The sequence below is a fragment of the Pseudomonas sp. 300 genome (assembly GCF_055803035.1).
On the sequence record NZ_JAVLRV010000002.1, the window covers coordinates 774,473 to 799,369 of the forward strand.

General features: G+C 58.9%; 22 protein-coding genes and 1 pseudogene. 15 read left to right on the top strand and 8 right to left on the bottom strand.

Annotation, left to right across the window (positions count from 1 at the left end; genetic code table 11):
* The first annotated feature begins 73 nt into the window (after positions 1 to 73).
* The 10 genes from Q7W83_RS09830 to Q7W83_RS09875 all read left to right on the top strand — a co-directional run bounded on the left by Q7W83_RS09830 (position 74) and on the right by Q7W83_RS09875 (position 9,296).
* Positions 74 to 685, top strand: a complete 612-nt coding sequence (locus Q7W83_RS09830) for an acyltransferase (RefSeq protein ID WP_150632033.1) — start codon at positions 74 to 76, stop codon at positions 683 to 685.
* Positions 682 to 1,638 carry a glycosyltransferase family 2 protein gene (locus Q7W83_RS09835; RefSeq protein WP_473655933.1) on the top strand — a complete coding sequence of 319 codons (957 nt, stop codon included), beginning with the start codon at positions 682 to 684 and terminating at the stop codon, positions 1,636 to 1,638. Before Q7W83_RS09830 ends, Q7W83_RS09835 begins: the two co-directional genes overlap by 4 nt.
* 8 nt (positions 1,639 to 1,646) lie before the next feature.
* Entirely contained in the window at positions 1,647 to 2,198 is a 552-nt protein-coding gene (locus Q7W83_RS09840) for a serine O-acetyltransferase (RefSeq protein WP_473655934.1), read from the top strand.
* A gap of 5 nt (positions 2,199 to 2,203) precedes the next feature.
* Positions 2,204 to 3,181 (top strand): glycosyltransferase family 2 protein, encoded by a 978-nt coding sequence (locus Q7W83_RS09845; protein ID WP_473655935.1) that lies wholly within the window; start codon positions 2,204 to 2,206, stop codon positions 3,179 to 3,181.
* 7 nt (positions 3,182 to 3,188) lie between these two features.
* The gene (locus Q7W83_RS09850; protein WP_150638565.1) at positions 3,189 to 4,178 is read left to right on the top strand and encodes a DUF535 family protein; all 990 of its coding nucleotides are present in this window, start codon (positions 3,189 to 3,191) and stop codon (positions 4,176 to 4,178) included.
* Positions 4,179 to 4,190: 12 nt separating this feature from the next.
* Positions 4,191 to 5,393: a glycosyltransferase family 4 protein gene (locus Q7W83_RS09855; RefSeq protein ID WP_473655936.1), complete on the top strand. Its 1,203-nt coding sequence runs from the start codon at positions 4,191 to 4,193 to the stop codon at positions 5,391 to 5,393.
* The gene (locus Q7W83_RS09860) at positions 5,390 to 6,577 is read left to right on the top strand and encodes a glycosyltransferase family 2 protein (protein WP_473655937.1); all 1,188 of its coding nucleotides are present in this window, start codon (positions 5,390 to 5,392) and stop codon (positions 6,575 to 6,577) included. The genes Q7W83_RS09855 and Q7W83_RS09860 overlap by 4 nt, the downstream gene beginning before the upstream one ends.
* Positions 6,577 to 7,311 (top strand): WecB/TagA/CpsF family glycosyltransferase, encoded by a 735-nt coding sequence (locus tag Q7W83_RS09865; RefSeq protein WP_150632040.1) that lies wholly within the window; start codon positions 6,577 to 6,579, stop codon positions 7,309 to 7,311. The genes Q7W83_RS09860 and Q7W83_RS09865 overlap by 1 nt, the downstream gene beginning before the upstream one ends.
* A gap of 375 nt (positions 7,312 to 7,686) precedes the next feature.
* Complete coding sequence (locus Q7W83_RS09870) at positions 7,687 to 8,829, top strand: hypothetical protein (protein ID WP_191635027.1); 1,143 nt, start codon at positions 7,687 to 7,689, stop codon at positions 8,827 to 8,829.
* 197 nt (positions 8,830 to 9,026) lie between these two features.
* The gene (locus Q7W83_RS09875) at positions 9,027 to 9,296 is read left to right on the top strand and encodes a hypothetical protein (RefSeq protein ID WP_473657709.1); all 270 of its coding nucleotides are present in this window, start codon (positions 9,027 to 9,029) and stop codon (positions 9,294 to 9,296) included.
* Between the two features lie 32 nt (positions 9,297 to 9,328).
* Here the strand turns inward: Q7W83_RS09875 and Q7W83_RS09880 are convergent, their stop codons facing one another.
* The 7 genes and pseudogenes from Q7W83_RS09880 to Q7W83_RS09910 form a co-directional block, all read right to left on the bottom strand.
* Positions 9,329 to 10,753, bottom strand: a complete 1,425-nt coding sequence (locus tag Q7W83_RS09880; RefSeq protein WP_150632041.1) for an undecaprenyl-phosphate glucose phosphotransferase — start codon at positions 10,751 to 10,753, stop codon at positions 9,329 to 9,331.
* A 377-nt stretch (positions 10,754 to 11,130) separates the two neighbouring features.
* A pseudogene (locus Q7W83_RS09885) lies at positions 11,131 to 13,519 on the bottom strand (DUF3772 domain-containing protein).
* Between the two features lie 114 nt (positions 13,520 to 13,633).
* Positions 13,634 to 14,818: an acetyl-CoA C-acyltransferase family protein gene (locus Q7W83_RS09890; RefSeq protein ID WP_473655938.1), complete on the bottom strand. Its 1,185-nt coding sequence runs from the start codon at positions 14,816 to 14,818 to the stop codon at positions 13,634 to 13,636.
* 512 nt (positions 14,819 to 15,330) lie between these two features.
* Entirely contained in the window at positions 15,331 to 16,734 is a 1,404-nt protein-coding gene (locus tag Q7W83_RS09895; protein WP_473655939.1) for a heavy metal sensor histidine kinase, read from the bottom strand.
* A complete protein-coding gene (locus tag Q7W83_RS09900) occupies positions 16,731 to 17,402 on the bottom strand; it encodes a heavy metal response regulator transcription factor (protein ID WP_149418845.1) in 672 nt (223 codons plus the stop codon). Before Q7W83_RS09900 ends, Q7W83_RS09895 begins: the two co-directional genes overlap by 4 nt.
* Positions 17,403 to 17,441: 39 nt before the next feature.
* Positions 17,442 to 17,702 (bottom strand): DUF2790 domain-containing protein, encoded by a 261-nt coding sequence (locus tag Q7W83_RS09905; protein ID WP_150632044.1) that lies wholly within the window; start codon positions 17,700 to 17,702, stop codon positions 17,442 to 17,444.
* Between the two features lie 126 nt (positions 17,703 to 17,828).
* The gene (locus tag Q7W83_RS09910; RefSeq protein ID WP_473655940.1) at positions 17,829 to 18,599 is read right to left on the bottom strand and encodes an alpha/beta hydrolase; all 771 of its coding nucleotides are present in this window, start codon (positions 18,597 to 18,599) and stop codon (positions 17,829 to 17,831) included.
* A 199-nt stretch (positions 18,600 to 18,798) separates the two neighbouring features.
* On the opposite strand from Q7W83_RS09910, the gene Q7W83_RS09915 reads away from it, so the two are divergent.
* On the top strand, positions 18,799 to 19,020 hold the full coding sequence (locus tag Q7W83_RS09915) for a hypothetical protein (RefSeq protein WP_150632046.1): 222 nt from the start codon (positions 18,799 to 18,801) through the stop codon (positions 19,018 to 19,020).
* 247 nt (positions 19,021 to 19,267) lie between these two features.
* Here Q7W83_RS09915 and chrA read toward each other — a convergent pair whose 3' ends face one another.
* A complete protein-coding gene (chrA, locus tag Q7W83_RS09920) occupies positions 19,268 to 20,476 on the bottom strand; it encodes a chromate efflux transporter (protein ID WP_473655941.1) in 1,209 nt (402 codons plus the stop codon).
* Positions 20,477 to 20,634: 158 nt separating this feature from the next.
* Between chrA and Q7W83_RS09925 the strand changes: the two genes are divergently transcribed.
* The 4 genes from Q7W83_RS09925 to Q7W83_RS09940 all read left to right on the top strand — a co-directional run bounded on the left by Q7W83_RS09925 (position 20,635) and on the right by Q7W83_RS09940 (position 24,894).
* Positions 20,635 to 21,606 carry a Bug family tripartite tricarboxylate transporter substrate binding protein gene (locus tag Q7W83_RS09925; RefSeq protein ID WP_458377606.1) on the top strand — a complete coding sequence of 324 codons (972 nt, stop codon included), beginning with the start codon at positions 20,635 to 20,637 and terminating at the stop codon, positions 21,604 to 21,606.
* A complete protein-coding gene (locus tag Q7W83_RS09930) occupies positions 21,603 to 22,097 on the top strand; it encodes a tripartite tricarboxylate transporter TctB family protein (RefSeq protein WP_150632049.1) in 495 nt (164 codons plus the stop codon). The genes Q7W83_RS09925 and Q7W83_RS09930 overlap by 4 nt, the downstream gene beginning before the upstream one ends.
* 24 nt (positions 22,098 to 22,121) lie before the next feature.
* Positions 22,122 to 23,630, top strand: coding sequence for a tripartite tricarboxylate transporter permease (locus Q7W83_RS09935; protein WP_150632050.1), 1,509 nt, complete (start codon positions 22,122 to 22,124; stop codon positions 23,628 to 23,630).
* A gap of 265 nt (positions 23,631 to 23,895) precedes the next feature.
* Positions 23,896 to 24,894 carry a bile acid:sodium symporter family protein gene (locus Q7W83_RS09940; RefSeq protein WP_150638547.1) on the top strand — a complete coding sequence of 333 codons (999 nt, stop codon included), beginning with the start codon at positions 23,896 to 23,898 and terminating at the stop codon, positions 24,892 to 24,894.
* Positions 24,895 to 24,897 lie beyond the last annotated feature (3 nt).

Consider the following 24,897-nt stretch of genomic DNA (forward strand, 5'->3'; position numbering starts at 1 on the left):
CTACAATCAAAAAAACCGGGGTGTATCTGGCTCTGGCACGGATGAAAATCGCAGGATTTGTGAGGCTGACAGGATGATAGGGCTGGCAAGGCGTGCTGTAAGTTATTACGTCAACAAAACGGGGCGGGGACGCTGGATCTTTAAACGGTTTTGTAATCCTGACGGGTTCGAGTGGGCTCGATATCTGGCGCGCTGGGGATCGCTGCATTCCGTCGGCAGCAATGTGTGGATCAATGTCGGGTGCAATATTGCTGACCCTTCGCTGGTGCGCCTCGGCAACAATATCGCTTTATCGGATTGCACGCTGTTCTGTCACGATGGAGCGGTTTTCTTCTCCACTCTCTACAACGTAAAACTTGATTCTGTCGGCCCCGTCGACATTCGTGACAACTGTTTTGTCGGGCACGGTGCGATCATCATGCCGTGCGTGACCATAGGTCCGGGTTCAATTGTCGCTGCAGGTGCTGTTGTCAGGAAAGACGTCCCGCCGGGTGTCGTGGTCGGGGGCAATCCAGCGAGAGTTTTTTGTACCGTTGAAGACCTGATGAAAAAATTCGAGTCGCGTTGCAACGACTATCCGTGGATGGACCTGATCAGAGAACGCACCGGTAGCTATGATCCCCATCTGGAGTCGGAGCTTATGGAAAGGCGAGTGCAGTACTTTTTTGGCGAGTCACCAAAATGACCCGTGCTCCCCTTGATGTACTGGTCGTCAACTACAACACCGCGAAGCTGTTGCAGCCCATGTTTGATGCATTGCGCCAGTCAAACAGTGCGGATCTGACGCGCTATCTGGTCGTGGACAATGCCTCTGCCGATAACTCCCTGGAGCGCCTGGAAAGCGTCTGTCCTGAGGCATTGTTGCTGGTCAATGAAAACAACGTGGGCTTTGGCCGTGCCAACAATCAGTTGGTTGAGCACCTGCAGGGCAAGTACGCGTTGCTCATCAATACCGATGCCTTCGTTGCCGCCGACACCCTGAAAAAAACACTCGACTACATGGAGGCTCATCCGGATTGCGGTGTCCTCGGCGTTCGGCTGGTTGGCCGGGAAGGCGATCTGCAACCCTCGTGTCGCTACTTTCCGACGCCGCTGAATGTCTTCCTCTCACGCACCGGGCTTGAACGGTTTTTTCCCGTGGTGAAGAGGGTGGATGACATGGACTGGGATCACGCCTCGGTTCGCGAGTGCGACTGGGTACCTGGTTGCTATTACCTGATCCGCCGTGAAGTCATCGACCAGATAGGCTTGTTCGATCCGCGTTACTTCCTCTATTACGAAGAGGTCGATCACTGCAAGCGCGTCAAGCAGGCCGGCTGGAAAGTGGTGTATTACCCCGACACCACGGTGGTGCATATCGGCGGTGAGAGTGCCAAGACAGTTGTCGAGCTCAATGCGGTCAGTCGACAGATACCCAAGATGCAGATCGAAAGCGAGCTGTTGTATTTCCGCAAGCACCACGGTCTGCCCGGTCTGGCCTTGCATATGTTTCTGGTGTGCCTGGGTGATCTGATTCTGGCGCTCAAGGCGTTGTTGAAAGGTCGTGGCCGAGCCGCCATCAACGCGTGCTGGCAGCATACGCGTGCCACCTGGGTGCTGCTGCGCGAGACCCAATTCGCAACCCAACCCACACGGTAGGTCAATCAATGTTCGAGAATGTACGTGCGGACTTGCGTGCTTATGGCGGTGATTGGGGCGCTCAGGGATTCTGGGTCATGCTGGTTTATCGCTTTGGGCGCTGGCGCTACGGTGTGCGCCCGGCACTGCTGCGTAAATTGCTCTCCTTTATCTACAAGGTGCTCTACAAACTGGTGCAGATCCTCACAGGCATTGAGCTGCCCTGTGAAGTCGTGGTCGGACGCAACTTTGTCATCGATCATTTCGGCGGCATCATTATCAGTGGCTACGCGCAGTTCGGCGATGATTGCCGGATCCGCAACGGCGTGGTCGTGGGCCTGAAAAATGTGAAAGAGCCGATCGCCCCGGTGATCGGCAACAACGTTGATATCGGCACCGGGGCCAAGGTACTGGGCAATATCCGCATTGGTAACAATGTCGTGATTGGTGCCAACGCCGTGGTGCTGACCGATGTACCGGATGATTCGGTGGCAGTGGGCGTGCCCGCCATTATCAAGAGCAGGCGGTCGGCAGAAGCAACAGCATCCTCCCTGGACACTTCCGACGGCGACGCCAAGTGAATCCCATGGCGATCGGCATGGGAGTCGTTGTTATCGGTCGCAACGAGGGCTTGCGGCTTGAGCGTTGCCTGGCTTCGCTGGCGGGTGCGGCAGAGCAGGTGGTCTATGTCGATTCTGGATCAACGGACGATTCGGTGCAGATGGCAACGACGCGCGGGGTCGAGGTGGTCGAGCTGGATATGTCGATCCCGTTTACGGCGGCCCGCGCGCGCAATGAAGGCTTTTCCCGTCTGCAACGTCTGCTGCCGGCGATGCGTTACGTACAATTTGTCGACGGTGATTGCGAGGTTGTCGACGGCTGGTTGTCCCGGGCACAGGACTTTCTCGATACCCGGCCTGACGTGGCGGTGGTCTGTGGACGGCGCCGCGAACGATTTCCGCAGCGCTCGATTTACAACTTGTTGTGCGACCTCGAATGGGACACGCCGATAGGCGAGGCCAAGGCCTGTGGTGGCGATGCGTTGATGCGGGCGGATGCCTTCGCTGCAGCGTCGGGGTTTCGAGCGGACCTGATCGCCGGGGAAGAACCCGAATTGTGTGTGCGCCTGCGGGCGAATGGATGGAAGGTCTGGCGTCTGGCTGAGGAAATGACCTTGCACGATGCGGCCATGACCCGCTTCGGCCAGTGGTGGCGGCGTACATTGCGCGGTGGCCATGCCTTTGCCGAAGGTGCTTTTTTACATGGGGCTGCACCGGAGAAACATTGGCTACGGGAATCGCGTCGTGCCTGGTTCTGGGGCTTGGGCGTGCCGCTGGCGACGGTGATCGCGATGTTGATGCTGGGCTGGTCAGGGCTGCTTCTGCTGCTGGTCTACCCGTTGCAAATCGTGCGCCTGGCTCGCCGGGGCGGTAGATCAACGCGCGAAAACTGGCTGCTGGCTTTATTCCTCGTGCTGGGAAAATTTCCCGAAATGCTCGGACAAGCCAAGTTTCTTCTGAACAGATTCGGCACCGGCAAAACCGCGTTGATCGAATACAAGTGAGACGTCCATGAATAATTGGCTGCTATTGAAAAGCGTGTTTACCTTGCACGCGGGCTATTCGTTAAGAGCCTTGAAAAACAAGCTTAAATTATTGGTTTTGATTGGACAGAACTGGTCGGGACTCAATGTGTTTTTGGCGCGCATGTCGAACGCCCTGGGCAAATCCGGTATCGAGAAATTGGGGGGCGATTGTATCGGTGTGGTTCATTGGCCCTACATCAGTAAAAACTGGAGCGCTCAGGACAGATTGGGTGTGCTGGCTTCGCATTACGAAGTGATCACCAAAAGCTGCCCGCAATTATTGCTGTTCGGGCGAAACGAAAGTCTGGTGTTGAGTGACTTGTCGGAATACTCCGCAGGTTGTTCCCTGGTGCTGGATCGTCCGACGTGGTTCATGCGGGAAGGGGAACTGGTACTGAATTTGTTCCAGGGTGATCTGCGCATCGCCTCCATCGCGTTCACCTTGTGCCGCACGGACACTGAGTTATGTATTTTCATCGGCGCCGTTCAAGGGATACACAAAGGCGTGGAGAGTGATCTGTCGTTGAGCATCTACAGGGACCTGACAAAAGATTTTGAAGGTCTGCGGCCAAGAAGCTTTCTGATCGAAGTCATCAAATACCTTGCTCTCAACCTGGGTGTCGAAAAAATCTATGCGGTAGGGGACGGGTATCGCCACCATCGTCACCCGTATTTCGGTACTGAAAAGGCTCAGGATCTGGCGGCAAATTACGACGTGATCTGGTTGGAGCACGGCGCGACACCTTCGCAGCGCGAGGACTTTTTCGAGATTCCCATGGAACCGTCCAGAAAGCCGCTCGACAGTATTGTTGCAAAAAAACGTGCGATGTACCGCCGACGCTATGAGCTTCTGGATGACACGTTCAGAAGGATAGACAGCGTGTTGTCCGCCAGTTACAGCAAGCGGAGTGACGTTCCTGATCGCCGCACGACGGTGGAGTCACCTGCAGCAATAACCCTCCGCAACGACCACTAAGCCTGGGTTCCTATGCGCATTGCTTATTTCATCAATCAGTACCCCAAGGTCAGCCATAGCTTCATTCGTCGCGAGATCCTGGCGGTGGAACGTCAGGGTTTTGAGGTGCAGCGTATTGCGCTGCGTGGCTGGGATGCCGAGTTGGTGGATGCCGAGGACGTGTCTGAACGCGATAAAACCCGGTATGTCTTGCAGGATGGAATAAAGGGGCTGTTGAGCCCCGCGCTGCAGGTACTGCGCGCCCAGCCACGACGCTTCTTTTCGGCACTGTGGCTGGCGTTACGCATGGGCCGGCGTGCTGATCGCGCCTGGCCGTATCACGTGGTCTATCTGCTCGAAGCCTGTCGCCTGCTGACCTGGTTGCAGGCGTTCGGCGCCAGGCATGTGCATGCGCATTTCGGCACTAACTCCACCGAGGTGGTGATGCTGGCCAACGCACTCGGCGGGCCAACGTACAGTTTTACCGTGCACGGCCCGGAAGAGTTCGACAAACCGCAGTTCATTCATCTGGGCGAGAAAGTACGGCGCGCGGCGTTTGTCGCGGCCATCAGTTCTTATGGCCGCAGCCAGTTGTTTCGCTGGGTGGATCATTCGCACTGGGCAAAAGTAAAAGTGGTGCATTGCGGCCTGGAGCGGACCTTTCACGATGTGACACCCGTGGCCGTGCCTTCCGTGCCGCGCCTGGTCTGCGTCGGTCGCTTGTGTGAGCAAAAGGGTCAGCTGCTGTTGCTGGAGGCCGCGCGTCTGTTGGCCGCGCAAGCCGTGGCGTTCGAGATCGTACTGGCTGGCGATGGGGAAATGCGTGGGCAAATCGAAGCCCTGATTGCACGGCATGGCTTGCAGTCGAAGGTGCGAATTACCGGCTGGATCAGCAGCGACCAGGTGCGCACGGAAATTCTTGCCGCGCGCGCGCTGGTACTGCCCAGCTTTGCCGAGGGTCTGCCGGTGGTCATCATGGAAGCCATGGCGCTGCGCCGACCAGTATTGACGACCTATGTGGCGGGCATTCCCGAGCTCGTGCGCCAGGGCGAGAACGGCTGGCTGTTTCCCGCCGGCGAAGTGGAGGCGCTGGCTGCAGCGATGGCCGACTGCCTCGCGCAACCTGTCGAGGTGTTGCAGTTGATGGGCGAAGCGGCTTGGCAGCGGGTAGTGGAACGCCACGATATCGATACCGAAGCAGCCAGGCTGGCTGATTTATTCAAGGCGCAAGCATGATCACGTTACTGGGTTGGTTGTTCAGCGCACTGCTGGTGCTCATCGTCCTGCCGGTGTGGGTGTTGTCTGCCCAGGTGCTGCTGGCCTGTCTGCCTGCGCGGTCTCGATCGTCGACACCGGGACCGCGGCCGCGGGTGGCGGTGCTGGTGCCGGCGCACAACGAATCCTCGCTCATCGTTGCGACGCTCAACAGCATTCGGCCGCAGTTGGTAGAAGGCGATCGCCTGTTGGTGGTGGCGGACAACTGTTCTGACGACACCGCAGTGCTGGCCCGCGCAGCGGGTGCCGAGGTGGTGGAGCGTCGCAATGAACAGCAGCGTGGCAAGGGGTATGCGCTGGACTTTGGGGTGCGTCATCTGGCCAGCGATGCGCCGGACGTCATGATCATTGTCGATGCCGACTCCCTGGCCAGTGCAGGCTCGATCGAGCGTCTCGCCCTGTGTTGCATCAACTCGGGGCGGCCAGCGCAGGCACTGTATCTGATGCATGCTCCAGCGGGTTCCGGTTTGAAAGTGCAGCTTGCCGAGTTCGCCTGGTGTGTGAAAAACCGGGTGCGGCCGCAAGGCTGGGCACGGCTTGGTTTGCCTTGTTCATTAATGGGCTCGGGAATGGCGTTCGTCTGGAAGGATCTGGCTTTGATCGATCTCGCCAGCGGCCATATCGTTGAAGACCTGAAGATGGGCCTGGATTTCTGCCGAAGCGGCAAGCCGCCGTTGTTTTGCCCCGATGCGCTGGTCACCAGTTATTTTCCACGCAGTGACGAAGGCTTGAGTATCCAGCGTAAGCGTTGGGAGCACGGTCATCTGGGGGTCATCCTGGGTGATGCGCCAAAGTTGATGGTAGAAGCGATCACCCGGCGTAACGGAGGCCTGTTGGCGATGACGCTGGATTTGCTGGTGCCTCCGCTGGCCTTGCTGACGTTGGTTCTGGTCGCAGCCTTTATCCTGTCATGGCTGGTGTTTTTGCTGGGCGGAGCATTGGCGCCCGCATTGATCGCTTCGCTCGGGATGGCCCTGTTGGGAGGGACTGTTCTGCTGGCGTGGAGCCGCTTCGGTCGCGGGATCATCGCTTTTTCGACCTTGTTGTACGCGCCGTTCTACGCGTTGAAAAAAATCCCCCTGTACATTGGCTTTATTCTGAAGCGCCAGGTTGAGTGGGTGCGGTCGAAGAGGGACGATAATTAATGCACGCTTTGTCCTGGCAACACCGCTGGCAAACGATTACCCGCAAACTCAGGGTGGTCAGCGACGTTGATGATGAGCAACGATTGATTGAGGCGTTGTCCAGACCTGACGCGACGACCGTGCTCGGATTCGCCAATGCCCATGCCATGAACCTGGTGGCAGCCAATACCGATTACCACAGCGCGCTGCTCTCGGCGGACGTGCTGCTGCGGGATGGCTCCGGCCTGGCCATCCTGTTTCGTCGCCTCGGTCTGGAACCGGGACTGAATATGAATGGCACCGATTTCATCCCCAAACTGCTGGCCGCGTACAAGGGCCGGCGTGTGGCTTTCTGGGGGACTGAAGAACCTTTTCTAACCCATGCCGTGCGGCACAGCGAAGCGCAATTTGCGGTCAATGTTGTCTCTGCTCACCATGGCTTCGCGCCAGTGGATACCTACATCAATCTTGCTCGGGAGTTTCAGCCACAACTGGTTGTGCTGGGGATGGGCATGCCCAAGCAAGAAGCCGTTGCTGCCAGGCTGGCCGACAGTGGCGTGCCCTGTCTTGTCGTGTGCGGCGGGGCGATCCTGGACTTTCTTGGCGGCAAGGTGACTCGCGCTCCGCAATGGGTGCGTCGTATCGGTTGCGAGTGGGTGTTCAGACTCATCACTGAGCCAAAGCGACTCTTCCGTCGTTATGTGATGGGTAATCCGCTGTTTCTATTACGTACTTTAATCTTCAGGCAAGCCTGACACAGCGGCTATTTTGATACAGCGCTTAAGCTTTTCCGGCGCCATAAAAACAGCGTCTGAAATATCTTGCAAAGCTTCGGCATTGCACCTTTACTCATGTTGAAGTTTCGACTTGACGGGTGTGCTTGAGGTTGTGTGCTTCATTAAGGTTGGCGTCAACAAAATGTTGTCGGACAATCTTTAGTTCCAGGGAGGGAGTTGCGAATTTTTCGCAAGAAGGAAGGTGACAGGCTCAAAGTGGATGACGGATTGTATCGAGATTGTAATGTCCGCCCAGTTTGAACAATGTGCTCAGTTGTCGCGCTTTCATTTCAAGTCTTTGGTTTATTGATTTGAAACTCAAAGGGTCCTTCCTTGAATTGTGCTAATAACCAAATGAAAGAATCTATAGCAGAATTAATGCGTCGCCTATTAACGCCTTCAATGCGATTTGAGCTAAGGAAAGCGGTCGCCTGGCTGCGGGATATTCTCGGGCGAGCCTGTTTTTGGCGCTGGGAAATTGTCAGGTTCAAACTGCGGGAAGACAGCCTCTACGACATTCTCTATGTGGGCAGGAAAACACAGCGAGAGTTTGTGAAGGTTTTACTGGGCGTTCAATCTCAAGCGATGGATGGTCAGTTGAAGCTGGGCAAGTCAGACCGGACAGTGGTGGTCAGTGAAATGCCGACCCCGGGGGCCTTATATGTGCCTCAGTACTTGAGTGCTGTCGTGCCGCTGAGCAGGTCAATCGACGAGATCACCGCGAGATACAACACCGAGCTGCGCCGAAATCTGCGCAAGAACCGTCTGCGTTACCGCATGAAACAAGCGTTGAACGATGACGAGATTGAGATCGCGGATCGGGAAATGCTTCAACCTTATGCCGCGGCCCGGCATGGTTCGGCGGCCTCGCAAATTGAAGCACAGGAAGTTCATCGGGTCGCAAAAGTTGCCGGGCGACTCGATCTGGTGCTGCTGGAAGACGAGGTTGTTGCCTGCCATCTTGGCTGTGTAGTCACCCGGGCAGGTAAGCGTTATTGGAGTACCGTACGCTTCGGTTACCCTGATGTAGTGTTTTCGGACACAAAGAAGTTACGTGAAGTTAACTCCATTACTACCTTCATGGCGCTGGAGTGGGCGATTGAAAATGGTTTTGACTATTACGACATTGGAACTTGCCTGGCGCGCCCGGACGACGGACTTCTGGAATGGAAAAGAAGACGCGGCGGCGACGTCGATACGCTGGGTAACCACGGCTATTTGTTTGTTCAACTACCCCGGACAGGCGCAGCGCAGTTTCTCTGGGAGGCGCCGCTATTTGCTGTGGAGGGGAAAAACCTGACACTTCATCTCGGGTTGCCGGATGGGCCGAGTGATGAGGAAGTTGCCAATCGATATCGCGAAATGGGATTTGGTGGTCTTTCCAGAATATATATCCATTGTTCCAGGGTTCCGGGAGAAGTGCTTCTCGACACCTTGCGCAGCCGTTACGCTCATTTGAAATCACCCCCTGTCCTGGAAACGGTCGTCTCCACCTGAACAAGTTGCTGCGTTTAAACAGTCGGTTTTAACCAAGAACGCTTATTGCTGTTTGTCCTTGTCTGGGTGGGGTGGCTATGTCTCAATTTAATGCATTGACAAGTGGCCACCAATCGAAATGAAGCTTTGCGGCGTATAAACACCTTTTCAACACGCGCGTCACTCGGACGCCATCGCAGTCCCTGCAGAGCCAGGCTGTGAAAACCTGGGAAATTGCCCCGGGCGAAATAGCGATGGCTCCGCCCGCTTTTTACTTGCCCGAACAACTGGCACGTGTACGGGGTGGGCCGAGGCGCTGTTTTATCCTCCCGAGCACCGTCGTTTGCTTCTTCAAGTACCTGACCGATCGTGACCGGCAGAACTTTGGTTTTGTGGTCGGTACACCACCGGGCGCCGGTTTCACCATCGACCCCGATGAAGTCGAGCGCACGCTGGATCTCTTTCCGTCATCGTACGGCGAAGTGTAGGAGCAAGCTCGCTCCTACCGTTTCATCGCGCACTAATAGGCTTGTTTGCCGGAGAAGGCAGAGACCGTTCGTAAAAGAATGATGAAGTCGAGCCAGAGCGACCAGTTGTTGATGTACTCGATGTCTGAGTCAACCCGGCGAATCATTTGTTCTATATCTTTCGTTTCACCGCGAAGGCCACGTACTTGAGCCAGGCCGGTGATGCCCGGCTTAATGTTGTGGCGCGCAAAGTAGCCCGAGACATCGGGCGAGTACTGTACGTCGTGTTGAATCGCGTGCGGGCGAGGCCCCACCAGCGACATTTCGCCCATTAACACGTTGAACAACTGCGGCAGCTCATCCAGGCTGGTTTTGCGAATAAAGGCGCCCACCCTGGTCACGCGTGGATCATTCTTTTGTGCCTGCTTGACGGTGCCGTCCGACGGTTGATGGACCACCATGCTTCTGAACTTCCAGATCCGGAAAACTTCGCCACTCCACCCCATGCGTTGCTGACGGAAGAACACGGGGCCGGGGCTATCGATCTTGATCGCAAGGGCGACAATCGCCAGCACCGGCGCCGCAAAAAGCAGGATGAGAAAAGCCCCGACCTTGTCTTCAAGATTCTTCAGAAACAGTCGCATCCCCATCAGCGGAGTTTCGGACAGGGTCAGCACCGGAATACCGGCAATCTCGCGAACACTGTGGTTGATCAACTTCAAGGCGAAAATATCAGGGACCCAGTTAACCCGGACGTGTTTATCGAACAGACTCAAGTAAACCTTCTGGATAACTTCGGAGCCACCCACAGGGGTCACAAAATAGACGGTACGAATGGCATGTTTAACAACCAATTCATCAAGATCAGAGATATTGCCCAGTACCGACAGGCGCGGTGAGCCTTCCAGACTTTCCTTTCCCCACTCGTCGTCCGCGCCAATCAACACACAGCCAACAATGCGTTCGCCGAGCCAGGGGTTGTTACTGATTTTCTTGTGGAGGTAGCTGGCCAACTCGCCGGAGCCAATGATCAGCGAGTTTTCCAGTTGCGTGGGATGGGTCAGAAACTTCTTCTGCATTTCCCGTGTGGCGAGGTGCAAAAACAACTGGGCAAAATAGCCAAGAACAAACAGCTCCCCAACCAGTAAGCGCGAGTACTGTTCGCTTTGTTTGGTGAGAAAGGCCATGGCAACGAGAAAACCAAACGTGGCAGTCCATGCTTTCAAAAGCTTGAAGGCTTTGACGGTGAACCCGACATTGCTGCGGTAAATGGCATAGTGGTCATACACGACGGCCAACGCGCCCAGCAGCAACAGGAGCATTATTACGTAGTCTTGCGAGATGAAGCCGATATGATAATTGATCAAAAACCACGCAACACCGGTTACCGCAACGCAATCGAGACCGGCCTGAATGACAATACTGGTACTGCTTCTTCGCTGGAGCACGGAACGGGTACTGTTGGGCTCAAATAGCATATCTAGACCTCATTTGCTTTCCCTTGCGCTCGCTGATGACGAGATTCAGGTCAACACAGCCCTCGTTCGAGAGCCTCAGCATCACCGACAAGCTTGTTCATACTCGTGACAGGTCTCTACCCTCAAATGTGTAAATCCGGTGAGACGAACACGGGTGCTGTCACTTTAGCACCACTGTGCAAACATTCACTGAATAGCTACGGTTTCAGACAATATCCATGAATAAAAATGCAGCCGGGCGCGCGGTGCCGAGCAAGCCACGGTGAGAGGCGCCCGCGGCATTTGCCGCAGGGTCGTCTTGTCATCAGTCGGGAGAGTTCGGGTGTGCGGTGATCGAGCGTACACGGAGCTGAAATCAGTGTGCATCGCGCACTGATTCACACCGCGGGTGCCGGCTTTGCCAGTTCGATACCCGCAGCGCCCAGGCGCTTGAGAATTTCAAACAGCAGGTCGCTCTTGGTCACGCCGACGATTCGCGGGCTGCCGACGTAGCCGGTAACAGTCAGGGTGATGCCCTCGGGGGTCAGTTTGCTGAATCGCACCATCGGTGCCGGTTTGTCGAGAATGGTCTCGTGCTCGCAGTAGGTGTTGTAGAGCAGGTCTTTCACCTGTTCGGGGTCGATGTCCAGAGGGAAGGTGAGTTCGAGTGTCGCCACCCCTTGGGCGCTACCGCCCAGGGTCACGTTGCGCAGGTTCTGCGAGATCAGCTGCGAATTGGGCACGATGACAATCGAGCGGTCACTGAGTTGGATTTCGGTGGCCCGCACGTTGATCCGGCGGATGTCGCCTTCGACCCCGCTGATGCTGATCAGGTCGCCGACTTTCACCGGACGCTCGGTCAGCAGGATCAGGCCGGAGACGAAATTCTTGACGATCTCCTGCAAGCCAAAGCCAATCCCCACCGACAGTGCGCTGACGATCCAGGCCAGGTTGGTCCACTGTACGCCCAACGATGACAGCGCCATCAGGATCACCAACGCATAGCCGATATTGGCAAACAGCGTGGTGAGCGAAGCGCGCATGCCCGGGTCCATTTCGGTCTTCGGCAGAAGCTCCTTGTCCAGCCAGCGGCCCAGCGTGCGAATCAGGTAGATGCCGATCAGCAATGCCAGGGCGGCATTGAGCAAATGCCCGGGGATGATGTTCAGTTTGCGCAGCCCGGCGCCGCCGAGAATGGTAAAGACGTTGGTGAGCAATTGCCCGAGCGTCGTTCCGACACCCCCGACGAGCAGGGTGATCAGCGCCAACAGCAAGAGTCCCGCCCGACCGACTCCCGACAGTACGATCGAAATCTGCTCCAGGCGCCGGTCTTCAATGCCGAGCACCTGTTTAAGTGCCTTGCCGCTGGGGCTTTTGATTGAAAACAGGTATTCGCAGGCATCCTTGAAACACTGTATCAGCAGGTAGAAACCGGACAGGATGAGAAAGCCCCAGACCAGTTCATACGTGATGAACCTGGCCAGAGACACGTAACCGGTCAAGAGGGCCAACAGGCAAATCACCATCGCCAGACCGGCGATGGTGTAAAGCACGCCCGCGAACGTCCTGCCGGCTTCAGGGGCTTCGCCAGACGCCACGACCACTCTTCGGGCTTTTCCGGTGCGCAACAATAAATCCACCAGAATGAACGAAACCACCAAGGCGATGACCCCTCGACCGGAGATCACGACGCCACTGCTCATGCCGGTTGCGTTGGTAATCTGGATTGTCGTCACCATGACCAGTAGCACGCCCGCCAGAATCCGCGGATAAGGTTCGAGTGACAGCGCCACCGGATCGGCAATCGCCGGCAGCCGCCACGACGGGTGTTTCGTGGACAACAGGGCGCGGCTCAACGCGGTGATCAGCACACAGGTGTAGGCGACTTTTTCGAATTCCTGGGAAAACGTCGCCAGCATCGGCGTCAGCGGAGCCTGGCGTGTGAAGACATAAAACAGCAGTTGCAGGGACAGGCCGACAGTCAGCACCGTGGCCAATACGGACGCTAGCGCGAGGGAGCTGCGGCGCAGGCGTCCTTCTGGCATCCGGTGAATGCAAAGCCAGGTCAACCCGCGTTCCGCGGCACGGCGGCCCAGCGTCCAGATGACCAGGGCCAGCAGCAACAGTACGCTGGTGTCGAGACGTTGGCCCGGTTGCCAGGCCACCTTGACGACCTCTCTCGCCTGATCGAAGAACGTTTTGAAACGCAGTCGATCATCCATTGAGGGGCTCAAGATCGGTGACCAGAAATCGGGGTTCAGGATACTTCGAGTGCTCAGGGTCAGTTCGCTTTCCAGCAGGTTACGGCGGATGCCGGCAATCTGGGTGATGAGGTCGGTGGCGCTCTCTTTCAGTGCGGCGAGGGTTTTCAGGGTGGCGTCGACTTTGTTTTTTTGCTCGGTGAGCACGACCCTTTGCGCGGTGATATCGGGCTGCTCGGCTGCGGCGCCATCCGGGCGGGACAGGTCCCAGCACGCCCAGTTGCGAGCGCAGTTGACTCTGCACGGGAAGCAGTGAAGTTGAGAGGCGATCGACATCCAGCATGAACATCTGGACCAGGTCCTGGGGAGCCTCCAGCTGGCTGTAGTTATCCACCAGCGAGATCTGCTGTTTGAGGCTGTCCAGCCGAAGTTGCAACGCCTGGAGATCGCTCTGGGAAACGGTGAGGGTCGCGGCTCCTGCCCTGGGGGTTGATACGTCCGGAAGGTCCGCTGCCGACAGCATTCCGGGCCCCGCCCCGAAAAGCGTGAAAGCGACGAAAATCATGGCTTTCAGTGCATGACGCATAGGAGTGTCCGACTCTGTTGTTAGTCATTCAGCCTATGAGGTTAGGTCATCAGGTAAACCTGTGAGGAATAGTTTGGTCGCCTGCCCCCACCGAGCGGGGGCAGGCTGCATGTGTCAGACGCGTTCGAACAACACGGCGATGCCCTGGCCGCCGCCGATGCACATGGTCGCCAGGGCATAACGGCCCTGGACGCGGTGCAGTTCGTGGATGGCCTTGGTCGCGATAATCGCGCCGGTGGCGCCCACCGGGTGGCCCAGCGAGATGCCCGAACCGTTAGGGTTGACCTTCTCCGGGTCGAAGCCCAGTTCCTGCGCCACGGCACAGGCTTGCGCGGCGAAGGCTTCGTTCGATTCGATGACGTCCAGGTCGGCGACGGTCAGGCCGGCTTTTTTGAGCACCAGACGGGTGGCGGGAATCGGACCCAGTCCCATCAATTCCGGCTCGACCCCGGCGTGGGCGTAGCCGACCAGTCGGGCCATCGGCTTGAGGCCTTGAGCGCGCACCATCTCTCCCGTGGCCATGATCAGCGCACCGGCGCCGTCATTCAGGCCCGAGGCATTGCCGGCGGTGACGCTGCCGTCTTTTTTGAAGGCCGGTTTCATCTTGGCCAATTGCTCGGCATTGACTTCGGCGCGCACGTGTTCGTCGGTCGCAAAGGTCACGGTGCCTTTGCGCGATGCCACTTCGATCGGCACGATCTGACCGTCGAAGCGACCTTCGGCGATGGCCCGCGCGGCGCGCTGCTGGCTGAGCATGGCCAGTTCATCCTGGGCCTGGCGGGTGATGCCGTAGCGCTCGGCGATGTTTTCTGCGGTGATGCCCATGTGGAAACCGGCAAACGGGTCTTGCAGCACGCCGAGCATGTAGTCGATGGCCTGCATGTCGCCCATGCGTGCGCCCCAGCGCGCTTGTGGCAACAGATACGCGCCACGGCTCATGGACTCGACGCCACCGGCCAGCGCCGCGCCTGCATCACCCAGCATCAGGCTTTGCGCGGCACTGACAATCGCTTGCAGACCGGAGCCGCAGAGACGATTGACGTTGAAGGCGGGCGTCTCTTTCGGCAGCCCGGCATTCATCGCCACCGCCCGGGAAATATAGGCGTCACGCGCTTCGGTCGGGATCACATGACCCATCACCGCATGGCCGATGTGCTCAGGTGCCAGGCCGGAGCGCTCGATGGCGGCGCGGCAGACGTCAGTCGCCAGTTGGATGGGCGGCACATCTTTGAGTGATCCGCCGAAGCTGCCGATGGCGGAACGGAGTGCGCTGATAACGAAAATGTCGGATGGGTTCATGAGGGTTTCCCGGGTTCAGTCTGGTGCGCGTTTGGCGCTGTTATTGGGGGCAAGAGTCTAGGGGCGGCGGTGGGGTTGGGATATGTCGAAAGTGCTCAAGGGGGGTGGTGTTTTTTGCCATTTCAGAGGGAGGGATTTTAGATCGGCTTATAGGGCTGGCGAAGTTTGCGACGGGGCCTATGGGTTATTGACCGGGTAGGAGCATCGGTGGTGAACACGAATGTCATGTCCACCAACAATCCCCTGTGGGAGCTGGCTTGCCAGCGATGGACGCCCAGACACCGCGTTCATCCCAGGCAGCACGCATCATCGTTGACGACCATCGCTGGCAAGCCAGCTCCCACAGGGTAATGCGCACGATCAAAGAGCCAGGCCGGCCGGCATCGCCCCCACGCCCTGAGGCTGTCCGTCACTCTGTGACGACCTCCATCGGCGCTCTTCCAAGTCACCCGCCGTAAGGGCGGAACCAATAGCCGCCGTTACCGCAGAAACGGATATGTAACCAGCCAGCGTCACTCACCCACGCGCCGCCCCGGAAAAAACAGCTCAAAACATGTAACCCCCTCACGGCTGCTGACGCTGTACCCCCCGTGATGCAACTGCATGATTGTCGCCACAATCGACAACCCCAAACCATTGGAATGAGCCGAACGCTCGCGGGATTCGTCGACCCGGTAAAAGCGCTCAAACAGCCGGGGCAAGTGCTCCGCAGGAATGGTCGGGCCCTGGTTGCGCACGATCAATCGAATGCCGTCCGCCGCAGGTGTGGCGCGGATGACCAGCTCGGACTGCGGCGCCCCATATTTGATGGCGTTGGCGCAAAGGTTGGCCAGCGCACGGCGCAGCAGCATCGGCTCGGCCCAGATCACGCCGCTGCCCTGAGCGTCGATGTTGATCCCGACGTCCGCCGCCAGCCCTTCAAAATAGTCGGCCATGCGTTCCATTTCATCGCCCGCGTCCAGTTCCTGGCGTTGACTCAGTGCACTGGCCGGATCGGTACGGGCCAGAAACAGCATGTTGTCGAGCATGCGCGCCAGACGCTCAAGTTCTTCGACATTAGAGGCGAGCAGTTGCTGATAGGCTTCGACGCTGCGGTTCTGCTGCAACGCGACCTGGGTTTCGCCGAGCAGGTTGTTGATCGGCGTGCGCAGTTCATGGGCCATGTCGGTCGACACCTGACCCAGTTGCACGAAACCCTTGCCCAGCCGGTCGAGCATCGCGTTCAACGCCTCGATCATCGGCAGCAGTTCCCGTGGCGCGCCTTGGCCATCAAGGCGCTCGGTGAGGTTGCCGACGCCGATACCGTGGGCGTGCCGGGCCAGGCGGCGCACGGGCAGCAGGCCGCGATGCACCAGCAGATAACCGGACAGCGCCAGCAGAATCGCTGCCACGCTGGCGAAGAGGTACACATTGAGCCGGTAGCGGGCGAGCACGGCGGTGCGCTCGGTCATCAGGCGCCCGGTGACCACCTGCAAGCTGCCCATGTCATCGGATTCGATGGTCGCCGCGACGGCCGCGAAGGGAATGCCTTCCACGCCGGGATAGTGCTGCACATCGGCCAGACTCAACGGATGATCCATCGGCACCGGTGCCAGCGATGGCAAGGCGAGGTTGCCGGGGTTGACCTCCAGCAGCGGCTTTTGCCCGGGCGCGCCGATGGTCAACAGCGCTTCGCGATTGCCCAGCATGTTCTGGAACAGCGCGGGTTTGGTCCTGATCAGCTCCAGCGTATTGCTGTCATTGAGGAAGGTGCGCAATTGATCGATGCGGTTTACCAGCGCAGCGTCGTCGCGGCGGATCAACTCGTGCTCCAGGTCGCGGTACAGCGCCACGCCCAACAGGGTCAACGAGACAAATGCGAGCAAGGCAAACACCAGCGCCAGGCGCAGCGTCAGGGAATGGCGAAGGCGGCTCATGGCTGGGTATCGAAACGGTAGCCGATGCCGCGCACGCTGTGTATCAGCTTGAGCTGGAACGGGTCATCGATTTTCAGGCGCAAGCGGCGCACGGCGACGTCGACGACGTTGGTGTCACTGTCGAAATTCATGTCCCAGACCCGTGACGCGATCATCGAGCGCGACAGGACCTGGCCCTGATGCGTGGCAAACAAATGCAGCAGGGCGAACTCCTTGTTGGTCAGGGTGATCCTCACGCCGGCGCGGGTGATGCGGCGCTTGAGCACGTCAATCTGCAAGTCGTCCACCTGCAACTGTTCTTCTTCGCGGGTGGGACCACGGCGGGTCAGGGTGCGCAGGCGCGCCACCAGTTCGGCGAAGGAAAAAGGCTTGATCAGGTAATCGTCGGCGCCCAGTTCCAGGCCCTTGATGCGATCGGCGATGTCATCCCGGGCGGTGAGAAACAGCACTGGCGTGTCGGCTTCCTTGCGCAAGCGGCGCAGGACTTCCCAGCCATCCATTTTCGGCATCATCACGTCGAGCACGATGACGTCGAAGTCGTGCTCCAGGGCAAGGTGCAAGCCGTCGACGCCGTCCCGCGCCAGGCTGACGGAGTAACCGAGTTCCTGCAGGCCGTTGAGCAGGTAGTTGCCTGCCTTGGGTTCGTCTTCGACTACGAGGATGTTCATGAAAGTCTGCCTCAGCCAATTGGCGCCAGTGTAGCCGGATCAATGATCATTGGTGCAGCCAGTGCCGTCGACCTGGTAATCCAGCACATGCTCGCGACCCTGGTGGTCCAGGTAGTCGAGCCGCGCCGGAATCAGACCGCACTGCTGCGAAATGTCGGTGCTGGACAGGACCTTGTCGACGTCCATGTGCACGAAAAAACCGGTCTTGTCGTGGATCACCGGCGCCGTGGTTGTTTGCGTATCGGCAAACGCCGAGCCGGTGGCGAGGAGGGCGGCGAAACCGAGGATAAACATTTTCATGATGAGGCTCTCTATTCAGGGTTTGGAGGCTGCCGGCGGTACCTGGCAGTGAGTTCAGGTTAACCAGGCGATCCGGACAGCCGACCAACAGTTCAATGACAAAGTTGTAATGAAACGGTCTCGGTTTTATGGCTGACGGCCGGAGGCTTCGAGGATCAGGTCGGCGATCTCTTTGGAGTGGGAGACCAGCGACAAGTGGCTCGACGGCAGCTCGATGGTGGTCGCGCCCATGCGCTTGGCGAGGAAGCGTTCGAGGTCCGGATTGATGGTCTGGTCGAGGCTGGAGACCGCGTACCACGATGGTTTGCTGTGCCAGGCGGCTGCGGTGGTGCGATCAGTGAACAGGGTTTTGGCGATCGGTTGTTGCACGGCGAACAGTTGCATCGCCTTGTCGTGGGGCACGTCGCTGGCGAAGTACTTGAGGAAGGCGTCCTGCTTCAGGCTGACGAAACCGTCGTGTTCTTCGGTGCCGACGCGCACGGGCATGGTCGGGTATTTGCCCGACAGCGCCACAAAGTCTTCCTCGGCGTCCGGTGCGCGGGCGGCGACGTATACCAGCGAGCTGACCTTTGGATTGACCCCGGCTTCACTGACCACGGTGCCGGCATAAGAGTGGCCGACCAGCACCGTCGGGCCGTCTTGCTGATTGAGTACGCGCTGGGTCGCGGCGACGTCGTCGGCAACCGAGGTCAACGGGTTTTGCACCGCAGTGACGTGCAGTCCGGCGGCCTGCAACCGCGAGATCACATCCGCCCAACTCGAGCCGTCGGCCCAGGAACCGTGCACCAGTACGACGTTGTCGGCCTTGACCGGCGCGATGTCGCTGGCCATGGCGGAACCGGTGCCAAGCATCAACAGGCTGGCGGCGATCAGGCAGAGTTTGCTTAATGGTTTCATGATATCGACCCTTGTCATCTTCAGTGGGAGGCGTCACCCGGTGTGGGTGACTGACGACGCCACTTTAGGAAGCGAGGGTGCTGGCTACGCTGACAACTCGATGACAAGTTTGTAATGCAGGGTCTGCCGTATGTCGGGAGCCCGGAACGGTCACCCACTCACACACTTCCAAGCGAAGACAATCCCTGGAAGTTAGACCATGACCGATGATCCGAGACAGGATGCACTGGCGGCCTGGTACAAACTCCTCGCACAACCCGAGATTCGCATGGATGTGGAGGAGCAGTACCAAGAGTTGCTCAAGGCGGCCGAGGAGATGGAGCGCAAAGGGCTGATCAGCAGTGCGGAATGGAGAACCCTGGTGCGCGAGGCCGGGGTGGCGTTTTACAGTGCGACAGAAGGGGTGGGCAGGGGCACCTAGGGCCCAATCAGCTCATCGCCTTCCTTTTTGGCCTGCTGTGCAAACCATTGCAGAACCAGCGCACAGGCCGGATGTGCGGCGGCTGAAGATTGCAGATTCAACGCGTAAACACCGCCCCGGAACTGCCGGCGGCGATTGCGCGGTTGAGCACGCGTCTTTGGACCAAGCTGAAAACCAATACCTGAGGGTGATTGCCCCTTCCTTGACGTGTGCCAGTCAGGGAAGGGGTTGTACCCGCTGATCAATCCTAGTCAATGGCGCTCAACAGCCATCCCGCAATCGCGCAGCCGAGCACCACCAGCCACGGCGGAAGCTTCCAGAACATCAACGCAACAAGGGCGACCAGCGCCAGGCCGAAGTCTTGCACTTTGAAAATCGCACTCGTCCAGACCGGTTGATACAGCGCAGCCAACAACAAACCGACCACCGCAGCATTCACCCCGATCAGTGCGGCCTGCGCACGTACGCTGCGACGCAATCGTTCCCAAAACGGCAGAGCGCCGAGGATCAACAGAAACGACGGCGTGAAGATCGCCAGCAGGCAGATCAAGCCGCCGAGCCAGCCCGACGGCGCAAGGCTCATGGACGCACCCAGAAATGCGGCGAACGTGAACAGCGGACCCGGTACGGCCTGCGTGGCGCCATACCCGGCGAGAAACGCTTCGTTGCCAACCCAACCCGAAGGCACCACCTCGGCTTGTAGCAGCGGCAGCACGACGTGGCCGCCACCGAACACCAGTGAGCCGGTCCGGTAGAAGGCATCCACCAGCGCCAGAGTTTGACTCGGCAGGAGTTGATTCAAGATCGGCAGGCCGATCAGCAGGGCCACAAACAGCGACAACCAGATCGCCCCGGCGCGTCGGCTGAGGGGGATGGGCAGAGGATCGTGCCCGTCACGCTGCGCGGGTTTGAACAACAACAGGCCGGCGACGCCAGCGGCGACCATCACGCCGACCTGTGTCCAGGCGGACGGTTCAAGCAGGACAATGCAGGCTGAAATCATCATGAGGGTGACGCGCAGCCCGTCCGTGCACAGGTTTCGTGCCATGCCCCACACGGCTTGCGCAACCACCGCGACGGCCACCACTTTGAGCCCGTGCAGCGCGCCAGGCGCCAACGCCGTGCCGTAGCGGGAAATGCCCAGTGCAAACAGGATCAGGGCGACGGCCGAAGGCAGCGTAAAACCGGCCCACGCCGCGAGCGCTCCGCGATATCCCGCCCGAGACAGGCCCAGCGCCATGCCGACCTGGCTGCTGACCGGCCCCGGCAGGAATTGGCACAGCGCCACCAAATCCGCATAGCTGCGCTCCGACAACCAGCGACGCCGTGTGACGAACTCCTCACGGAAATAGCCCAGGTGCGCGATCGGGCCGCCAAACGAGGTCAGCCCGAGGCGCAGGAAAATGATAAACACCGACCATGGGCTGCTGCGGCTATCGGCACGGGGTTCGTCCATATACGCGTCTTCCTGAAATGAAGTGATTCACTGTTGTATGCCGCCATTCTAACCATGGCCTACGCTTATCCCGAGATGGATGTTCATTGATTGGGGTATTCGCCCTGATCGACGTTCAACCGGCGCCCCATAAAAACAAAAGTCTCGGGAGAAAACGCATGTTTGCATTGTTACGTCGGTCCACCCTTTGCCTCGCGGTTGTCTTCAGTACCGCTGTGCTCGCAATGCCTGCCTTTGCCCTGGATACGGTCAAGTTCATGGCCCCCGGTTCGGTGGGCGGTGGTTATGACCAGACCGCCCGTGTTCTGGGCAAAGCCTTGATTGAAGCCAACACCGCCAAATCCGCCACCTTCGAAAACAAAGGGGGCGCGGGGGGCACGCTGGGGCTGGCGCAGTTTGCCAACAGCACTAAAGGCGACCCGAATGCGCTGCTGGTGGTCGGCGCGATCATGGTCGCTGGCATTGAGCAAAACAATCCGCAGATTACCTTGAAAGATGTGACGCCGATTGCCCGCCTCTTTACCGAGTACAACGTGATTGCAGTGCGCAAGGAGTCCGAATTCAAAACCCTGGAGGACTTGCTGAAAGTCTTTAAAGATAAACCGACCAGTATTTCCTGGGGCGGTGGCTCCAAGGGGTCGATCGATCACATTGGCATTGCCGAATTGGCCGCGAAGATGGGTATTCCGGTCAACAAGGTCAATTACGTGGCCTTCGCGGGCGGGGGTGAAGTGGTTGCCCAGGCATTGGGGGGGCAGATCAAAGTCATCACCGGCGGTTACGCCGAACTGGGCCAGTACATCAGGAATGGTCAGTTCCGTGTGCTCGCCATCGGTGCACCGGAGCGCGTTGCAGGCATCGATGCGCCGACGCTTAAAGAAAGCGGGTATGAGGTGATCATCGGCAATTGGCGGGGTGTTTACGGTGCCGCGAACCTCACGCCCGAGCAACGCAAGGAAGTGACCGACGCCGTTGTCGCCGCCGCCAACAGCAAAGTCTGGAAAGACAATATCGAAACCAACAAATGGTCACCCAACATCCTGACCGGTGACGACTTTGGCAAATTCGTCGACGCGGAGCATGTGCGGCTGCGGGCGATGCTGGTCGAGGTAGGGCTGGTCAAACCATGAGTCAATCGCGCGCAATCGTGCCGGTGCAACTGGCGATAGGCGTCGGTGTGATCGCCATCAGCGCCATGCTGGCCTACGGCGCCTTTCTGTTCCCCGAAGAAATGGGGTTCGTCATCCTTGGCGCGTACGTCTATCCCTATGCCGTGGCGGTATTCCTCGCAGGCGTGGGCGTGGTACTGAGCTATCAGGCCGTCACCGGCGGGTTTCGCGAACTGGCGGACCACGAAGACGAGTCCGCCAAGGCTTTGCCCGGCGGCAAGGCCGGTGTGGCGTGGGTGACGGGGGGGCTGTTGGGGGTGGCCGTGCTGATCAATCTGATCGGCTTCGTCCTGGCGGCCGCGCTGTTGTTTGCCTGTTCGGCGCGGGGCTTCGGCAGTCGCCATCCGCTGCGCGATCTCGCCATCGGCATTGCCCTGACGCTACCGATTTACTGGCTGTTCAATGCCGGGCTGGGGGTTTCCCTTCCGCCGCTTGTCAACGCCTGGATCTGATTCGGGCCGCAGGAGATCAACAGGGTGGATATTCTCGCAAGCCTGGCAATGGGTTTTTCCTCGGCCCTGACGCCAATCAATCTGATGTGGGGGTTCATTGGCTGCCTGCTCGGCACCGCCATCGGCGTCTTGCCGGGCATCGGGCCGGCGCTGACCGTGGCGCTGTTGCTGCCCATTACTGCGAAGGTCGATCCCACCGGCGCGCTGATCATGTTCGCCGGCATCTACTACGGCGCTCAATTTGGCGGTTCGACGACGTCCATTTTGCTCAATACCCCGGGGGAATCGTCTTCCATGGTCACGGCCCTGGAAGGCAACCTCATGGCCCGCAATGGCCGGGCAGGACCGGCCCTGGCCACGGCGGCCATCGGCTCTTTTGTGGCGGGAACTATCGCCACGGTTCTGCTGACCTTGTTTGCGCCCATTGTGGCGAAACTGGCACTGAATTTTGGGCCTGCGGAGTATTTCGCAATTCTGGTGCTGTCGTTCACAACGGTGTCGGCGGTGCTCGGGGCGTCCATGTTGCGTGGCTTTGCATCCCTGGGGATTGGCTTGACCGTCGGTTTGATCGGGCTGGACTCGACCTCGGGTATCGCTCGCTACACCTTGGGCGTGCCGGAATTGGTCGATGGCATCGAAGTCGTGCTGGTGGCGGTCGGGTTGTTTGCGGTGGGCGAGGCGTTGTACAGCCTGCTGTATCAGAAGGAAGAGGCTACTGGCCGACACCGCATGACCTCGTTGTGGATGACGCGCGCCGATTGGAAGCGCTCGGTTCCGGCGTGGCTGCGAGGGACGCTGATCGGTTTTCCCTTCGGCTCGATTCCGGCCGGTGGCGCGGAGATCCCGACATTCCTGTCCTATTCCACCGAGCGCAAGCTGAGCAAATACCCGAAAGAATTTGCCGCCAGCAAAGGCGAGGGCGCCATCGAGGGCGTCGCCGGCCCTGAAGCGGCGAACAACGCGAGTGCCACCGGTTCGTTGGTGCCGTTACTGACCCTCGGTATCCCGACGTCGGCCACGGCAGCCATCCTGCTGGCGGCGTTCCAGAACTACAACCTGCAACCGGGGCCGATGCTGTTTGAAACCTCGGGTGAACTGGTCTGGACCCTGGTGGCCTCGCTGTACATTGGCAACGTCATCCTGCTGGTGCTGAACCTGCCGTTAGTGGGGCTCTGGGTGAAGCTGTTGCAAATCCCGCGGCCGTACCTGAACGCCGGGATCCTGGTGTTCGCCACCATCGGCGTGTACGGCATGCGTCACTCATCTTTCGACCTGTTGCTGATGCTGGCGATCGGGTGGGGCGGGGTGTTGATGCGGCGATTCGACTTCCCCGTCGCCCCGGTAATCGTGGGCATGCTGCTGGGGCCGATGGCGGAAAAACAACTGCGTAACGCTTTGTCGATCAGCGAGGGCGACTGGACGGTGTTTCTGACGCAACCGATTTCCGCTGCGTTTCTGGCGTTGACGTTGCTGGTGCTGCTGGTCCCGCATCTGCTGCATGCCAGGGGCATCAAGTTGCATGAGGATGATTGAACCGACGCCAGAGGGGGTAACGAGTTCATGTACGAGTCCGGTGAACCCGGATCGGTACTGGTCGATGCAAAGGAACGCCCCGGAAAGTGCGTTCCTGGTATTTCAAAGCTTGCGAAATCAAACGCGCGATGCTGTTCGACAGCTCGAATGCCTGAAGCGCGGTTATGTCCCTTTGGCGACATCTACTGGCTTGTTAGCGTTAGTCGGCAATTCGCTGGCGCGTTAGAGTCGAGGCACTGTTCCTCGCCACCGCCGGATGCCACCGATGACCCGCCCCCGTTTTTTGCCCGACAACTTCACCCTGACGCTGATCGGCGTGGTCGTTCTCGCCAGCCTGCTACCCGCCAGCGGCCAGGTCGCGGTCGGTTTTGGCTGGTTGACCAACCTCGCCATTGCCCTGTTGTTTTTTCTGCATGGCGCCAAGCTGTCCCGCGAGTCGATCATCGCCGGGGCCGGCCACTGGCGCCTGCATTTGTTGGTGTTCGGCCTGACGTTTGTCCTGTTCCCCTTGCTCGGACTGGCGCTCAAACCCTTGCTGTCGCCGATGATCGGCGCCGACCTGTACATGGGAATGCTTTACCTCTGCGCGTTGCCCGCAACGGTGCAGTCGGCCATTGCGTTCACCTCCCTGGCGCGCGGGAATATCCCGGCGGCGATTTGCAGTGCGGCGGCCTCCAGCCTGTTCGGGATTTTCCTCACGCCGTTGCTGGTGACGTTACTGCTGGACGTGCACGGTGATGGCGGCTCGACGCTCGATGCAATTGTGAAAATCAGCGTGCAACTGTTGCTGCCGTTCATTGCCGGGCAGATCGCCCGACGCTGGATCGGCGCTTGGGTCGCGCGTAACAAAAGTTGGCTGAAGTTCGTTGATCAGGGCTCGATCCTGTTAGTGGTCTACGGCGCGTTCAGCGAGGCGGTGATCGAAGGCATCTGGCATCAGATACCGCTCTGGGAACTGGCCGGGCTGGTGGTCGCTTGCTGCGTTTTGCTGGCGCTGGTCTTGTTGGCGTCCACCGTGCTGGGCAAGGCGTTCGGCTTCAATCAGGAAGACCGCATCACCATCCTGTTCTGCGGTTCGAAAAAGAGCCTGGCCACCGGCGTGCCGATGGCTCAGGTGTTGTTCGCCGGCAGCACCATTGGCGTGTTGATCCTGCCGTTGATGCTGTTCCACCAGATTCAACTGATGGTCTGCGCCGTGTTGGCGCAGCGCTACGCCAATCGTCCGGAAACGGTCGTCGAGCTGATGGCTCAGGTCGATCCCTGATTA

Coding starts and splice junctions, on each gene's coding strand:
- Q7W83_RS09845 (WP_473655935.1), top strand. CDS start 2,204: ATGGCGATCGGCATGGGAGTCGTTGTTATCGGTCGCAACGAGGGCTTG.
- Q7W83_RS09940 (WP_150638547.1), top strand. CDS start 23,896: ATGACCCGCCCCCGTTTTTTGCCCGACAACTTCACCCTGACGCTGATC.
- Q7W83_RS09910 (WP_473655940.1), bottom strand. CDS start 18,599: ATGAAACCATTAAGCAAACTCTGCCTGATCGCCGCCAGCCTGTTGATG.
- Q7W83_RS09930 (WP_150632049.1), top strand. CDS start 21,603: ATGAGTCAATCGCGCGCAATCGTGCCGGTGCAACTGGCGATAGGCGTC.
- Q7W83_RS09900 (WP_149418845.1), bottom strand. CDS start 17,402: ATGAACATCCTCGTAGTCGAAGACGAACCCAAGGCAGGCAACTACCTG.
- Q7W83_RS09860 (WP_473655937.1), top strand. CDS start 5,390: ATGATCACGTTACTGGGTTGGTTGTTCAGCGCACTGCTGGTGCTCATC.
- Q7W83_RS09855 (WP_473655936.1), top strand. CDS start 4,191: ATGCGCATTGCTTATTTCATCAATCAGTACCCCAAGGTCAGCCATAGC.
- Q7W83_RS09915 (WP_150632046.1), top strand. CDS start 18,799: ATGACCGATGATCCGAGACAGGATGCACTGGCGGCCTGGTACAAACTC.
- chrA (WP_473655941.1), bottom strand. CDS start 20,476: ATGGACGAACCCCGTGCCGATAGCCGCAGCAGCCCATGGTCGGTGTTT.
- Q7W83_RS09905 (WP_150632044.1), bottom strand. CDS start 17,702: ATGAAAATGTTTATCCTCGGTTTCGCCGCCCTCCTCGCCACCGGCTCG.
- Q7W83_RS09895 (WP_473655939.1), bottom strand. CDS start 16,734: ATGAGCCGCCTTCGCCATTCCCTGACGCTGCGCCTGGCGCTGGTGTTT.
- Q7W83_RS09830 (WP_150632033.1), top strand. CDS start 74: ATGATAGGGCTGGCAAGGCGTGCTGTAAGTTATTACGTCAACAAAACG.
- Q7W83_RS09870 (WP_191635027.1), top strand. CDS start 7,687: ATGAAAGAATCTATAGCAGAATTAATGCGTCGCCTATTAACGCCTTCA.
- Q7W83_RS09850 (WP_150638565.1), top strand. CDS start 3,189: ATGAATAATTGGCTGCTATTGAAAAGCGTGTTTACCTTGCACGCGGGC.
- Q7W83_RS09890 (WP_473655938.1), bottom strand. CDS start 14,818: ATGAACCCATCCGACATTTTCGTTATCAGCGCACTCCGTTCCGCCATC.
- Q7W83_RS09835 (WP_473655933.1), top strand. CDS start 682: ATGACCCGTGCTCCCCTTGATGTACTGGTCGTCAACTACAACACCGCG.
- Q7W83_RS09880 (WP_150632041.1), bottom strand. CDS start 10,753: ATGCTATTTGAGCCCAACAGTACCCGTTCCGTGCTCCAGCGAAGAAGC.
- Q7W83_RS09865 (WP_150632040.1), top strand. CDS start 6,577: ATGCACGCTTTGTCCTGGCAACACCGCTGGCAAACGATTACCCGCAAA.
- Q7W83_RS09925 (WP_458377606.1), top strand. CDS start 20,635: ATGTTTGCATTGTTACGTCGGTCCACCCTTTGCCTCGCGGTTGTCTTC.
- Q7W83_RS09840 (WP_473655934.1), top strand. CDS start 1,647: ATGTTCGAGAATGTACGTGCGGACTTGCGTGCTTATGGCGGTGATTGG.